Source organism: Alcanivorax sp. HI0044, from assembly GCF_001634945.1.
Window position 1 is genome coordinate 1 of sequence record NZ_LWEZ01001965.1, and the last position, 1,047, is coordinate 1,047.

The window sequence follows — 1,047 nt, forward strand, 5'->3', positions numbered from 1 at the left end:
AGTGGCGCAATGTGCAGGGTGAGGCCGGGGGATAAACCAATGAATGACGGCTACGGGGCTGAATCACTCAAGCCTGGTTATCAGGGCAAGGGCATGATTGTTTATGAGCCTCTCTCCGTGCTCAGCCTGCGGCAACGGCTTGGCCGCCTGCGGTTTGCGTGCTACCAGTTTGGTGCTGTGCTGCTGTCGGGCTTGCTGATGGCCCTTTTCCTGTTGTTGTCCGCCGAACTGTTGCCGCAGTGGGTGGGTTGGGGCGTCGTCGCAGTGGTGTCGCTGGCGTTGCTGGTCTACCAAATTGGACTTCTGGTGCGCCGTTTGCACGATATGGAAAAAAGTGGCTGGTGGGTCATCCTGGCGTTTGTGCCGTTGGTCAATTTGCCATTCCAGCTTTATCTCTATCTTGGTGATGGCAGCAGCATGATGAACCGTTTCGGAACGCCGAACCCTCCGGTTAGCACCGTGGTTATGCTGGTGGGCGGTTTGTGTTGGTTTATCAATGTGTTAGTGCTTTTATCCATGATGGTCTTGTTGGTGTTGGGTTGGTTTCTGCCCGACCTTCTGGCGCCTTATCTCGCCCAGCTTCCTCAGGGGTGGGCGCAGCCGGTACAGCAGGCGCTTAACGCTCGATAACTATTAGTCGCAGGCTCCTATTTTTGCTACCTTTTATGCTATTGTCTTGTGATCCAGGTCCGGGGAGAGCGGACTTGGCGATATAAATAAAGCCATAACCAGTAACAACAATAATAGCGATTATTAGGGAGTAGCTATGAGAAAGCGTCTTCTGGGGTGTCTCATTGCGATGGTGTTGCTGCCAATGCAGGGATTTGCGTCAATCAGCAATGCGGAACTCGAAGATTTTGAACTGGCGTTGTGGAAAGTCCGCGCTGATTTCCACATGTTGACCGTCATGGTCGGCAGCAAAACCTATATTTCCAATCTTGATGAGGCTATTGACCAGGCTCAGTCCGGGATTGATTTGTTACGCCGTGATGCAGAAGGTAGCGAGGAGCGCTCTCTGGTTGCTGACCTTGAAAAGAGCTGGGGTAT

1 protein-coding gene and 1 pseudogene are annotated in these 1,047 nt (G+C 52.7%); both read left to right on the forward strand.

All coding sequences use genetic code 11. From position 1 onward, the window contains the following. The first annotated feature begins 39 nt into the window (after nucleotides 1-39). Nucleotides 40-630 carry a DUF805 domain-containing protein gene (locus tag A3730_RS29095; protein ID WP_063538031.1) on the forward strand — a complete coding sequence of 197 codons (591 nt, stop codon included), beginning with the start codon at nucleotides 40-42 and terminating at the stop codon, nucleotides 628-630. A 136-nt stretch (nucleotides 631-766) separates the two neighbouring features. Next, a pseudogene (locus A3730_RS29100) lies at nucleotides 767-1,047 on the forward strand (hypothetical protein); the annotation flags it as partial.